Annotated in this window: 9 protein-coding genes and 1 pseudogene; all 10 read left to right on the forward strand. The window is 39.2% G+C overall.

Annotated features, from left to right (window positions below; translation table 11 throughout):
• Window positions 1-173 precede the first annotated feature (173 nt).
• Entirely contained in the window at window positions 174-1,514 is a 1,341-nt protein-coding gene (gene xseA / locus QM460_RS01330; protein ID WP_414288930.1) for an exodeoxyribonuclease VII large subunit, read from the forward strand.
• Window positions 1,492-1,704, forward strand: a complete 213-nt coding sequence (locus QM460_RS01335; protein WP_000043228.1) for an exodeoxyribonuclease VII small subunit — start codon at window positions 1,492-1,494, stop codon at window positions 1,702-1,704. The genes xseA and QM460_RS01335 overlap by 23 nt, the downstream gene beginning before the upstream one ends.
• Complete coding sequence (locus QM460_RS01340; protein WP_414288931.1) at window positions 1,701-2,576, forward strand: polyprenyl synthetase family protein; 876 nt, start codon at window positions 1,701-1,703, stop codon at window positions 2,574-2,576. Before QM460_RS01335 ends, QM460_RS01340 begins: the two co-directional genes overlap by 4 nt.
• Window positions 2,569-3,384 (forward strand): TlyA family RNA methyltransferase, encoded by an 816-nt coding sequence (locus QM460_RS01345; RefSeq protein ID WP_311522734.1) that lies wholly within the window; start codon window positions 2,569-2,571, stop codon window positions 3,382-3,384. The genes QM460_RS01340 and QM460_RS01345 overlap by 8 nt, the downstream gene beginning before the upstream one ends.
• The gene (locus QM460_RS01350) at window positions 3,377-3,808 is read left to right on the forward strand and encodes an arginine repressor (protein WP_049526273.1); all 432 of its coding nucleotides are present in this window, start codon (window positions 3,377-3,379) and stop codon (window positions 3,806-3,808) included. Before QM460_RS01345 ends, QM460_RS01350 begins: the two co-directional genes overlap by 8 nt.
• Before the next feature lie 6 nt (window positions 3,809-3,814).
• Window positions 3,815-5,482, forward strand: coding sequence for a DNA repair protein RecN (recN, locus tag QM460_RS01355; protein ID WP_414288933.1), 1,668 nt, complete (start codon window positions 3,815-3,817; stop codon window positions 5,480-5,482).
• Window positions 5,483-6,211, forward strand: a complete 729-nt coding sequence (locus QM460_RS01360; RefSeq protein ID WP_414288935.1) for a metallophosphoesterase family protein — start codon at window positions 5,483-5,485, stop codon at window positions 6,209-6,211.
• Window positions 6,212-6,289: 78 nt separating this feature from the next.
• Entirely contained in the window at window positions 6,290-8,113 is a 1,824-nt protein-coding gene (gene lepA / locus QM460_RS01365; protein WP_049510208.1) for a translation elongation factor 4, read from the forward strand.
• A gap of 125 nt (window positions 8,114-8,238) precedes the next feature.
• Window positions 8,239-8,847: a hypothetical protein gene (locus QM460_RS01370; RefSeq protein ID WP_414288937.1), complete on the forward strand. Its 609-nt coding sequence runs from the start codon at window positions 8,239-8,241 to the stop codon at window positions 8,845-8,847.
• 709 nt (window positions 8,848-9,556) lie between these two features.
• Window positions 9,557-13,994 (forward strand): annotated as a pseudogene (locus QM460_RS01375) (hypothetical protein); the annotation flags it as partial.

Consider the following 13,994-nt stretch of genomic DNA (forward strand, 5'->3'; position numbering starts at 1 on the left):
CCTCGGATTTTATCCGAAGGGCTTTTTTCTGTTCAAGGGGCAAAAATAGTAAGAAATAATTTCGCACATAAATTCCCTGTATTTTCACTATTCTAGGTGGAAATTAAAGATTTTTAAGCATATTTTTGGTATAATAATACCCAGGAAAAACTAGAGAAAAGAAGGAGGTAGAGATGGAAAAGTATTTATCGGTTACAACTTTGACCAAGTATTTAAAAATGAAATTCGATAAAGACCCCTACTTGGAACGGGTCTATTTAACTGGTCAAGTCTCTAACTTCCGCAAGCGTCCAACGCATCAGTATTTTTCTCTTAAGGATGATCGTGCAGTTATTCAGGCAACCATTTGGTCAGGTATTTATCAGAAACTAGGTTTTGATTTGGAAGAAGGTATGAAGATCAATGTGGTTGGTCGTGTCCAGGTCTATGAGCCAAGCGGAAGTTATTCGATTATCATTGAAAAAGCTGAACCAGATGGTGTTGGTGCCTTGGCTATCCAATTTGAACAACTTAAGAAGAAACTGGCAGAAGAAGGTTTGTTTCAAGAGCGATTTAAACAATCTTTACCACAATTTTCAAAAAAAATAGGTGTGGTGACCAGTCGAAGTGGTGCTGTGATTCAAGATATCATTACTACAGTCAGTAGACGATTCCCTGGTGTAGAAATTGTCTTATATCCTACTAAAGTTCAAGGTGAGGGTGCTGCAGAGGAAATTGCTCGTAATATAACTCGAGCCAATGAACGAGATGACTTAGATGTACTGATTATTGGCCGTGGGGGAGGTTCCATTGAAGATCTTTGGGCCTTTAACGAAGAAATTGTAGTTCGAGCAATTTTTGAATCTCGTTTACCGATTATTTCGAGTGTAGGTCATGAAACAGATGTCACCTTGGCTGATTTTGTTGCTGATAAGAGAGCGGCAACGCCGACAGCTGCTGCTGAACTCGCTACACCAGTAACTAAGTTAGATCTTTTGACCTATCTTCAGAATCAAGAAAAACGCATGACTACAGCGGTTAAGCATACCTTGTCAAAGAAAAAAGAAGCTTTGAGAATCCTCAGTCAATCAGTCATCTTCAGACAACCAGAGCGTTTATATGACGGTTATCTACAACGCTTAGATCAATTACAGCTACGACTGAAGCAAGGATTGAATGCTGAATTGGTTCGTAATCAACAAAAGGTGCAAGAACAAGTCCACCGTTTGGAACAATTATCACCAATCATCAAAATCCAGCGTTATCAGGATCATATCCAGCAATTAAAGAAACTGCTGCGAAGCCAGATGGCTGTGACCTATGATGCAAAAGTAGCAGAAGTAAAACGCCTATCAGAAGCTCTCCTTATGCTAGATACTTGTCGAATTGTAGCCAGAGGTTATGCAATTGTCAAAAAAGGAGAAGTCGTAGTCGCTTCTGCGAAAGATTTGAAAGAAAATGACCAAGTATCACTGTTGATGCGAGACGGTCAAGTAGAATTAGAGGTAAGAGATGTCAAAACAAAAGAAATTTGAGGAAAATCTAGCAGAACTTGAAACGATTGTTCAAAGCTTAGAAAATGGTGAAATTGCTTTGGAAGATGCTATTTCTGCATTTCAAAAAGGAATGCTCTTATCCAAAGAATTGCAGGCAACACTTGATAAGGCTGAAAAGACCTTGGTCAAGGTGATGCAAGAAGATGGAACAGAAAGTGAACTGGTATGAACAAGCAGGAAAAACTAGCTTTGGTCGAATCAGCTCTTGAAGGCTTTTATGGCGACCAACAATTTGCATCCAGTTTAAGAGAGGCTGTTCTCTATTCCGTCCATGCTGGTGGTAAACGGATTCGTCCATATTTACTTTTAGAAGTTTTGGACTCCTTGCAAGTGCCTATCACTCAGGAACATGCTCAAGTTGCAGCGGCACTAGAAATGATTCATACAGGAAGTTTGATCCATGATGATCTTCCTGCTATGGATAATGATGATTTTCGTCGAGGGCGTTTGACCAACCATAAGGTGTATGGTGAAGCTCTAGCTATTTTAGCAGGGGATGCGCTTTTTTTGGATCCCTATGCTTTAATTGCTCAAGCTGATTTACCCAGTCAAACAAAGGTTGATTTAATAGCTAATTTATCCCTTGCTTCTGGAAGCATGGGGATGGTAGCTGGACAAGTTTTAGATATGGAAGGTGAAGGTCAACAGTTAAGTCTAGAAGAACTTCAGACCATTCATGCTAATAAAACCGGTAAACTTTTAGCCTTTCCTTTCCAAGCTGCTGCTATCATTGCTGGATTGGATGAAAATCTTCAAAAACAGCTTAAAACAGTTGGCGAGTTGATTGGTCTTGCTTTCCAAGTGAGAGATGATGTGCTTGATGTTACAGCAAGTTTTGAGGAAATTGGCAAGACACCCCAGAAAGACTTGCAGGCCGAGAAGTCAACCTATCCTGCTTTGTTGGGATTAGATCAGGCGATAGCATTTTGCAATCAAACCTTGGATCAAGCTAATGCGAAACTTGAAGAGATTAGCCAAGTCGTGAGCTTTGATAAGGAACCAATTGTGAAAATAGTAGAAAGTTTGAGAATCAATGGCTAAGGAAAGAGTAGATGTATTAGCTTACAAACAAGGTTTATTTGAAACGAGAGAACAAGCCAAACGAGGTGTTATGGCAGGTTTGGTAGTCGCTGTTTTAAATGGCGAACGATTTGATAAACCAGGAGAAAAAATTCCTGACGATACAGAGTTGAAACTCAAGGGCGAGAAACTAAAGTATGTTAGTCGTGGTGGCTTGAAACTTGAGAAGGCACTAGATATTTTTGATCTATCAGTTGAGGGACAAACGACCATTGATATCGGGGCTTCAACTGGGGGTTTTACGGATGTCATGTTGCAAAATGGCGCTAAACAAGTTTTTGCAGTTGATGTTGGTACTAATCAACTGGCATGGAAATTACGTCAAGACCCTCGTGTTGTCAGTATGGAGCAGTTTAATTTCCGTTATGCTGAAAAGACCGACTTTAATCAGGAACCAAGTTTTGCCAGTATCGATGTCAGTTTTATTTCCTTAGGCCTTATTCTGCCAGCTTTGCACCGAGTTTTAGCTGATCAAGGGCAGGTTGTTGCTCTAGTTAAGCCTCAATTTGAGGCTGGTCGAGAACAGATTGGTAAAAATGGAATTATCAGAGATGCCAAAGTTCACCAAAATGTTTTAGAATCAGTTACTAAAATGGCAGTTGATGAAGGATTTTCAGTCTTAGGATTGGACTATTCTCCTATTCAAGGTGGTCATGGGAATATCGAGTTTTTAGCCTATTTGCGAAAAGAAGATCACGCAATCAATCAGGTTACTTCTGAAATAGAAAAAATAGTGGAGAAAGCACATAGAGAATTTAAAGATGAATAAAAAAGAGAGACTTGAGAAGATTAGAAGATTTGTTACAGATTATCAAATCGGTACCCAGGAAGAAATCGTTGAACACTTGAGAGAAGCGGGTATCTCTGCTACTCAAGCAACAGTCTCCCGAGATATTAAAGAATTAGGTATTGTAAAAATTCCATTGAAGGACAATACTTACATCTATGAATTACCAAAATCAATCGTTAGAAGCTTGCAGTTGGCAGAAAACAATATTATTCATGCTGAACGCATGGGGCATATGATCAATTTGCAAGTCATTCCAGGAAATACTATTTTCGTCAAGAGTCAGTTGATGACTGTTTTTTCTGACCAAATTTTTAGCTGTATTGCTGATGATAATTCCATCTTGATGGTATTGAGAAGTGAAGAAACAGCCAAGGATATTTTTGAGCAAGTTAAAAATTGGTAGGATTATATGTTACTGGAAATTTCGATTAAAAATTTTGCTATCATCGAATCAATTTCTTTGAACTTTGAACAAGGGATGACAGTTTTAACTGGTGAAACAGGTGCGGGTAAATCAATCATTATTGACGCTATGAATATGATGTTAGGAGCTCGAGCTACAACAGAAGTTATTCGTCATGGGGCTCCAAAAGCGGAAATTGAAGGTCTTTTTTCAATTGAAAGTAACCGCGCGCTAGAAGAAATTTTTGATGAACAAGGATTAGAATTGAGTGATGAAATCATTATTCGTCGCGAAATTTTACAAAACGGTCGGAGCATCAGTCGTGTCAATGGACAGATGGTTAATCTTTCAGTATTAAGGACGATTGGTCAACAGCTAGTTGATATCCATGGTCAACATGACCAAGAGGAGTTAATGCGCCCACATCGACATATCCAGATGTTGGATGAGTTTGGGGATGCTTCTTTCTTTGAATTAAAAGAAGCCTATCAGACGAGCTTCGATAACTACCGCCGTATGCGCAAGCAAGTACTTGACATCAAAAAAAATCAGCAGGAACACAAGGCTCGAATTGAAATGTTGGAATTTCAGATGGCTGAGATTGAAGCAGCTAATTTGAAAGCGGGTGAAGATATTGCCCTTAATCAAGAAAGAGACAAACTTCTTAACCATAAACATATCGCCGATACTTTAACAAATGCTTATAGTATGCTTGATAATGAAGAATTTTCAAGCCTTGCAAATGTTCGTTCGGCCATGAATGATATGGAAAGTCTTGAAGAGTTCGATCCAGAGTATCGTGAGATTTCAAACTCCCTTTCTGAATCCTATTATGTTCTAGAAGATATCACCAAGCGCTTGGAATCCATTATTGATGATTTAGATTTTGATGGTAATCGTCTGATGCAGGTTGAAAGCCGACTAGATTTGATTCACACCATTACCCGTAAGTATGGTGGTAGTGTAGATAATGTCCTTGAATACTTTGCCAAGATTACAGACGAATACAATCTTCTAACCGGAAATAATCTATCTTCTGAAGATATGGAAATCGAACTCAAGAAACTTGAAAAAAATCTTGTGGATCTAGCAGGTCAAGTTGCTCAAGCTCGCCATAAAATAGCGCAGGACTTAGAAGCTGAAATCAAGCAAGAATTGCAAGACCTATACATGGAGAAAGCACAATTTCAAGTTCGTTTTAGTCAAGGAAAATTCAGTCGCGAAGGTAATGAGAGTGTTGAATTTTACATTTCAACCAACCCTGGAGAAGATTTTAAACCATTGGTAAAAGTAGCTTCTGGTGGAGAGTTGTCTCGTTTGATGTTAGCTATCAAGTCTGCCTTTTCCCGTAAGGAAGGTAAGACCAGTATCGTCTTTGATGAGGTGGACACGGGAGTTTCAGGTCGTGTAGCTCAAGCTATTGCGCAAAAAATTCATAAAATTGGGCAACACGGTCAAGTATTAGCTATTTCTCACCTTCCTCAAGTTATTGCGATTGCAGATTATCAGTTCTTCATCGAAAAGATTAGCAATGAACATTCGACCGTTTCAACAGTTCGCTTGTTGACAGTTGAGGAAAGGATTGAAGAAGTCGCTAAGATGTTGGCTGGGGAGAATGTGACAGAAGCAGCATTGACTCAAGCGAGAGAATTATTACAAAGTAAGGAGAAATAAATGACAGACTATTATGTAATTGGTGATGTCCACGGAAAAGCTGGAATGTTAGAAGATTTACTTAAAACATGGGATGGCAAGACTCAATTACTTTTTCTTGGAGATTTGATTGATAGAGGAGAAGATAGCCGCCGTGTTCTTGAAATGGTCAAGGATTTAGTAGATAACCAAGGAGCTATCTGCTTATCAGGGAACCACGAGTATATGTTTTTAACTTGGTTGGATAATCCTGAAGAAAGCTATGACCACTATCGTCGTAATGGTGGGGATACAACCATTAATTCCATTTTAGGCCGTCCACTAGATGCACCAGTAGATGGAGTAGCAGATGCAAAGCGTGTTGAAACAGAAGCAGCAGACTTAGTGGAATTTATTCGTCAGATGCCTTTTGTCATTGAAACAGATAAGTATATCTTTGTTCATGCCGGTATTGATTTGACTTTGGATGATTGGCATGATACTACCGATTATAAGAAGGTATGGCTCAGAAAACCATTCCACGAAGCAGCTAATCATACTGGAAAAACCATTGTCTTTGGACATACACCAGTCTATGGTTTGTTGGATCAAAAACCTGGTACATCTGAACTTTGGATTACAGAAGACGGTAAGATTGGAATGGATGGAGGAGCTGTTTACGGTGGTGTCCTTCACGGTATTGTCTTTACCAACCAAGGTATGACAGAACATTACTTCATTGAAAATGACGGCTTTGTTGCTGAAGATTAGTACTCCTAGCAGGGTATGGTCTTGTCAAAATGTTAAAAACAATTTATAATTAATAGATACCCTGAAAGGAAGAGAATGATGAACTTAGAAGAATTGAAAAAACGACAGGAGAAGATTCGTAACTTCTCTATTATCGCCCATATTGACCATGGAAAGTCAACACTAGCAGACCGTATTTTGGAAAAGACAGAGACAGTTTCCAGTCGTGAAATGCAGGCCCAACTTCTTGATAGTATGGATTTAGAGCGTGAGCGTGGAATTACTATCAAGCTTAATGCTATCGAGCTTAATTATACGGCTAAAGATGGTGAGACTTATATCTTCCACTTGATTGACACACCTGGACACGTGGACTTTACCTATGAGGTTTCACGTTCCCTAGCTGCCTGTGAAGGTGCTATTTTGGTCGTTGATGCTGCCCAAGGGATTGAGGCTCAAACTCTAGCAAACGTTTATCTTGCTTTGGATAATGATTTGGAAATCCTTCCAGTTATCAATAAGATTGACCTACCAGCAGCAGATCCAGAGCGCGTGCGTACAGAAATCGAAGATGTCATTGGTCTAGATGCTAGCGAAGCAGTATTGGCTTCAGCCAAGGCGGGTATCGGTATCGAAGAAATTCTCGAACAAATTGTCGAAAAAGTACCAGCCCCAACTGGTGACGTGTCAGCACCATTGAAAGCCTTGATTTTCGACTCAGTTTATGATGCCTATCGTGGAGTTATCCTCCAAGTTCGTGTCATGGATGGAGTAGTCAAACCTGGTGATAAGATTCAGCTCATGAGCAATGGTAAAACCTTCGATGTAACTGAAGTCGGAATTTTCACACCTAAAGCAGTTGGGCGTGATTTCCTAGCAACGGGTGACGTTGGTTATATCGCGGCTTCTATCAAGACTGTTCAGGACACACGTGTCGGTGATACAGTAACCTTGGCGACAAATCCAGCGACCGAACCACTTTCAGGATACAAGCAGATGAATCCGATGGTTTTCGCAGGTCTCTATCCAATCGAGTCAAATAAATACAATGACCTTCGTGAAGCTCTTGAAAAATTGCAATTGAATGATGCTAGTCTTCAGTTTGAACCTGAAACTTCTCAAGCACTCGGATTTGGTTTCCGTTGTGGTTTCCTTGGACTTCTTCATATGGATGTTATTCAGGAACGTTTGGAACGTGAGTTTAACATCGACCTCATCATGACAGCTCCGTCTGTTATTTACAAAGTCAATCAAACTGATGGTGAGTCTATGGATGTGTCTAATCCATCCGAGTTTCCTGATCCTACAAAGATTGCAACTATCGAAGAACCTTATGTTAAGGCACAAATCATGGTACCGCAAGAATTCGTCGGAGCAGTGATGGAACTCGCTCAGCGCAAACGTGGTGACTTTGTGACCATGGATTATATCGATGACAATCGTGTTAATGTTATCTATCAAATCCCACTAGCTGAGATTGTCTTTGACTTCTTCGATAAACTAAAATCTTCGACACGCGGTTATGCAAGTTTTGACTACGAGTTGTCAGAGTATCGTCCATCTAAGCTGGTGAAAATGGATATCCTTCTTAATGGTGATAAGGTGGATGCTCTCAGCTTTATCGTTCACAAGGACTTTGCCTACGAACGTGGGAAACTCATCGTTGATAAGCTTAAGAAAATCATTCCTCGTCAACAGTTTGAAGTGCCGATCCAGGCAGCTATTGGACATAAGATTGTCGCGCGTACAGATATTAAAGCCCTTCGTAAGAACGTTCTTGCCAAGTGTTATGGTGGTGACGTTTCTCGTAAACGTAAACTTCTCGAAAAACAAAAAGCTGGTAAGAAACGCATGAAAGCCATCGGATCCGTAGAAGTACCACAAGAAGCTTTCCTCAGCGTCTTGAGTATGGATGAAGAATAGTTGCTAGGTTAGAATGGCATCTAGTATAAGAAATCAATTACTGTATTTTGTAAACTTTCAAAATACAGTATTTTTTTGACACTTTTCCCTTCATACTTTAAAATAGAAGTGAAAGGAGAGTTATCATGAAAAAACTAATAACTTTATCTACACTTTTACTTTGTAGTCTTAGTCTAATTGCTTGTAGCAAATCAGAGAAGATAAATGAGGTAAAGACAGAAGCCTCTTCAAGTGTTCAGGAAGCTTCAAGTCAAGAGTCTAGTTCATCGCAAAAACAGACAGAAGAGACGCAAGTAGTGGGTTCAGATGATTATGGCTATGTGAAAGTTCCTAAATCATGGGTTCATTTCAAAGAAATTGAAGGTGGAGATGACATTCAGTACTGTGATGGAACGGATGTCAATATTGTAACTCTCAATACCTTTAAACCTGAGCAGTTTGGTATTAGTGAAAGTGAATATGCCGCGCTTGAAACTGTTCAAATTTCAACTAGCATTTATGAATCTAAACAGAAAAGTCAAGACTTTTCTAAGGTATGGGGGTCAAAATCAACTATCGGTGGCTATGAGGCCTATGTAGTAAACTGTATTGCTAAGAATGGCAAATATTTAATTATCTGGGTATTTAAATCCGATGATGGTAAGTTTAGATATGTTTCTCTGGAAGGTGTTCCAGAGGTATTAAAAAATCTCCTTCCAATGGTGGAAGAAAGTTGGACCAATAAAAAGAGTTAACATCGTGAAAACAGGAGTCCTTCCTTTAAAAAGTAGATCATAAAAGATTAAGCCACGGCCTTGTTCCTTATTTTCAAAAGGGGCAGGGCTATAATTTTGCTATTGTAACTATTTGCCATATTATCAATGAAAACTTTCTCCTAAATTTTAAACTTCTGAAAATCGTAGTAGGTAGTTTTAAAGTACTCGAAAGAGTTCCTAAGTTGCAATATGATTAGCGGTATGTAAGTCTTGTAACATAGACTAAGCACTATGATATTTTGATCTAAGAATTTATAGACAGATTACTATCTACTATCAATGTAGAGAAACAATACTGCATTTGGATTTGCTTTTAAGATTTGATGTGATATGTTCCTTTAAAATATTCATAAAAATTATTGCTTAGGAACAAATTATCCTTGCATCTTAAAAAACTACTATAAAAAAATATCGTCTTTACATCAATGCCGATTGAAGACCATACTAGTGGGACCCTGCTTCAAGATTTACAAAATTCGTTTTTATACAGTTGAAACGATTAGCCAGCTTAGTATAATATCAAGAAGAATAATCGAAAGATTAATAAGAATATAGAAGAAATACGAAAATAATATACCAAAAAAATCTTAAAAAAAATTAAGAGCTTTATTTGACTATTTGTCAAAGACATTATATAATATAATTGTATGTAAAAAACATGCTTTTATTTATAAAAAGGAGATATGTCATGTATTTTAATCGTAAAAATGCAGCTCAAAAGAATTGGCGTATGATCAAAAAAGGAAAACATTTCCTTTTCGGTTGTTCGCTTGTTTTTGCGGTTGGGGCAACTTTGGTGGCTCCATCAGTCAAAGCAGATACGGTAGAAGCTAAGCCAGATACTAGCTCTACAACAGAGGGGGTTAAGCCAGTTATAACTGAAGAAAACCCAACTTATGCAGCGCCAGCTGTAGAAGTAGCTCCATCAACACCAGTGGCTTCAGCTACAGTAGTGGCTGAGGAAAAAGCTGAAAAACCAGCAACAACTACTGAAAATTCTAAAGAAGAAGCAGTAGCAGCAACTGAGAAAACTGAAAAAGCTAAGGAAGCAGACAGCATCCAAGCTCCAGAATTGACTGTTGTATACGATCCATCAGCACTTACTGATGAAGAAAAAGCAAAAGTTGTAGCAGCTGTTAAGGCAGCAAACCCTACAGCAACTGATGTTCAAGTCCAAGCAGACGGTTCAGTAGTTGTGACTTTTGCAGATGGATCAAGTACAAACTTGTCAGCGGCTCAAACTATCAAGGATGGTTCTCAAGTAGCTAAACCACGTAATGCACGTGCGGCGCGCGCTACAGCAACGCGTTCAACAGCACCACGAGCATCAGAAGGTGCTGAAAACCTTGACTATACCAATAAAGAAGATGTCGAAGGTTATGTTAAAATTAGCTACGAAGTAGACAAGGCTAATAATGTTATCCATTGGACAGTTCTTGATAACCCAGGCCGTAAAGGAAATGCAGCCAGTGGTTATGTTTACTTTACGATTCCGAAAGATTCTGTAGGTGAACCAACAAACTGGAAAGTTGTTCAAACAGATAAAAACGGAAAAGTAGTTAATAGTCGTGATTACTGGAAAAATAATGATGGATCTTACTTGATGGGTCAGAAAGGTCGCATGAATACCTATACTGGCGATGAAATGATCAAACGTTTGACGACTCTTTATAAAGATACTAAAAATCCAGCAATTAAGGGCAATGAAGCTGCAGTTGCAGCTCAAACCGCTGCACGTTCACAAGCACTCTATACGATGACTGCTGATAATAACGCAATTCGTAATGTTATGTGGACTATTACCTATGACACACCAATCTTGGATATGTCTAAGCCGCTTGACTATGTTGCAGGTATGCAAGGAACAGGGCTTGTTGGTGGAAGAACAAACATCATGACTGGTTTCACAGATAACTATATCGATGAAGCAAGTTCAAAATTCCAAGCAGTTGCAGTTAAAGAAAAGTACACTGCCAAAGTTGGTGGAAGTTTTGCTGCAGATCCAGCTACTTATGTAACCAATAAAGCTGGAACACCAGAATTCCCAAATAACTACCGTGGTGCAACAACATTTGCGTGGAAAGACGGTCAAGCACCAACTGCTACAACTCCAGGTACTTATACAAAAACAGTAGTTGTAACCTATCCAGCTCACTACAAACAAGCTCCACAAGAAGTTACGATTACATTTGAAGTTGAAGGGGAAACACCAAAACCAGTTACCCCAGCCAAACCAGTTGTGAACACAGATCTAACAGGTAAAGCAGGTACTAAGACATCAGTTGAAGTTACAGCTGATCCAGGAACTACAGTTGAGTTGTTCGATAAAGACAACAACAAGATTGGTGAAGCAACAGCTGATAACAATGGTAAAGCAACAATCACACCAACAGTTGACATTCCAGCAGGTAATGTAACAGCTAAAGCTACTAAAGATGGTCAAACATCAGTAGCAAGTGATCCAGTTACAGCTACAACTCCAGCAGCTCCAGTAGTAGCACCAACAGTAGAGATTCCTTACTCAGATAAAGATACTAAAGAAGTTTATGTATATGGTGGAGAAGAAAACTCATTCGATATCAAATTCAAAGATGATAGCGGAAAGATTGCAAGTGCTACTGTAAAACAAGGCGGTAACAAAGACTTTGGTTCTGTTGCTGGCGAAGCAGATACCATCAATACTCAATATGGATTTAAAGCAAATGTTATCTCCACTGAAACACCAGCAACAGCAGATGCACCAGCAGTCATTACTTATAGAGGTACACCAGCAGCGACAGATGGTTTGACACAAGATAGACTAACTGCAGCAACTAAGGGAGAAAATCCAGCTGGTTTGGTTTTAGGCTGGCGTTATGCCACTGCAACTGATACAGACGGTGCACTGATTGAGAATAAAGCCACAGGTGGCACAACTGCAACTGACCCAGGTGCATTCCGTGTCGTGCTTAAGCCACAAAATCAAAAATATGATATTGCAACTCCGACCGAAAAAGTTACTGTAGCAGATCCAGCTAACGTAACCGAAGCTGAGCTAGCTAAAATCAAAGAGAAAGTACAACTTGAGTACTCTCAAAACAACGATGATGCGAACTTAGCAGACAAAAAAGGTACACCAGCTGATAAAACTAATAAGATTCAATCAGTCACAAAAGATGACAATGGAAATCTTGTAGTAACTTATACAGATGGCTCAATAGATAAAAAACCATTATCAGAATTTGTAAATGTAGCTCCAACAGTAGAGATTCCTTACTCTAATAAAGATACTAAAGAAGTTTATGTATACGGTGGAGAAGAAAACTCATTCGATATCAAATTCAAAGATGATAGCGGAAAAATTGCAAGTGCTACTGTAAAACAAGGCGGTAACAAAGACTTTGGTTCTGTTGCTGGCGAAGCAGATACCATCAACACTCAATATGGATTTAAAGCAAATGTTATCTCTAGTGAAACACCAGCAACAGCAGATGCACCAGCAGTCATTACTTATAGAGGTACACCAGCAGCGACAGATGGTTTGACACAAGATAGACTAACTGCAGCAACTAAGGGAGAAAATCCAGCTGGTTTGGTTTTAGGCTGGCGTTATGCCACTGCGACTGATACTGATGGTGCCCTTATTGAAAATAAAGCCACAGGTGGCTCAACTGCAACTGACCCAGGTGCATTCCGTGTCGTGCTTAAGCCACAAAATCAAAAATATGATATTGCTACTCCAACCGAAAAAGTTACCGTAGCAGATCCAGCTAACGTAACCGAAGCTGAGCTAGCTAAAATCAAAGAGAAAGTACAACTTGAGTACTCTCAAAACAACGATGATGCGAACTTAGCAGACAAAAAAGGTACACCAGCTGATAAAACTAATAAGATTCAATCAGTCACAAAAGATGACAATGGAAATCTTGTAGTAACATATGCAGATGGTTCTCAAGATAAGAAACCATTGTCAGAATTTGTAAACGTAGCACCAACAGTTGAACTTCCATACTCAAATCAAGCTAATAAACAAATCTATGTTTATACAGGTGAAAACACTGATCTAACATTTAAAGCATCAGACAATACTGCTGTTAAAGATATGTATGTACGTGGTCCTGGTGGTATTGGAACAGATAATACGGCAAATTACGGCTTTACAACTGGAAAAATCGAGAATTCAGCAGTCACTCATGGTGATGGTACTGTATCAGGTTCTACAGCTACTATCAAGATGACAGGTGTTACAACACTTAAAGCTCCAAACAGATGGACAAGCTTTGTTGTTGCTAATGACAATGATAATGCACCATCAAATACAGATTTTAATGCATTAGATAAAAATCCAAATGCAACTCAGACTCCAGGATATGTTCAATTCATCGTTAAATCTCAAACAGATAAGTACGATATTGCAACTCCAGCTCCAACTGACAAAGTTGAAGTAGCAGATCCAACTAAGGTAACAGACGCTGAGTTAGATAAAATTAAAGAAAAATTACAACTTGAGTACAACAAGAACAATGACGATGCGAATATCGCAAAAGATACTCCAGTTGATAAAGATGGTAAGATTAAATCAGTCACAAAAGATGCGGATGGAAATCTTGTCGTAACATACACAGATGGTTCTACAGATAAAAAACCATTATCAGAATTTGTCACTAAAGCTCCAACAGCGCCATCTAAACCAGTTGTCGATACAGATCTCACAGGTAAAGCCGGCACTAAGACCCCAGTTGAAGTGACAGCAGAACCAGGATCTACAGTAGCCCTCTACGATAAAGATGGCAACAAGATTGGTGAAGCTACAGCTGATAACACTGGTAAAGCAACTATTACACCAACAGTTGATATTCCAGCAGGCCCAGTAACTGTTAAAGCAACGAAAGATGGTCAAACATCAGACGCAAGTGATCCAGTTCAAGCCACAGCAGCAACTCCAGCGAAACCAAGCAAACCAGTTGTCGATACAGATCTTACAGGTAAAGCAGGAACTAAGACACCAGTTGAAGTGAGCGCAGAACCAGGCACTAAGGTAGAATTGTTCGACAAAGATGGTAACAAGATTGGTGAAGGCGTAGCTGATGAAAATGGTAAAGCTAAAATCACACCAACTGTAGATATTCCAGAAGGTAATGTGACAG

The sequence above is a fragment of the Streptococcus infantis genome (assembly GCF_047464415.1).
Taxonomy (GTDB): domain Bacteria; phylum Bacillota; class Bacilli; order Lactobacillales; family Streptococcaceae; genus Streptococcus; species Streptococcus infantis_AE.